This window comes from Peptoniphilus sp. HMSC062D09 (genome assembly GCF_001811425.1).
Lineage (GTDB): Bacteria > Bacillota > Clostridia > Tissierellales > Peptoniphilaceae > Peptoniphilus_A.
Map to the genome: position 1 here is coordinate 1,349 of NZ_KV804746.1, position 270 is coordinate 1,618.

Genomic DNA, 270 nt, shown 5'->3' on the forward strand with positions numbered 1-270 from the left:
GATCACCCCCGCCCACGCGGGGACTACTGAGTTAGACAAGTCAAAGATCCATGATATAGAGGATCACCCCCGCCCACGCGGGGACTACAGGAAATCGAACACTTACAGATGCTAGAAACGAGGATCACCCCCGCCCACGCGGGGACTACTGTTCATGGATTCGCCATTTACTCTCATTATTAGGATCACCCCCGCCCACGCGGGGACTACTCTAATGCGTCATGCTCTTTTTCTTGTAAAATAGGATCACCCCCGCCCACGCGGGGACTA

At 54.8% G+C, this 270-nt stretch carries 1 CRISPR repeat array.

From position 1 onward, the window contains the following. Positions 1-269: direct repeats of the CRISPR family, unit length 25 nt; unit sequence GATCACCCCCGCCCACGCGGGGACT. The last annotated feature ends 1 nt before the right edge of the window (position 270 follow it).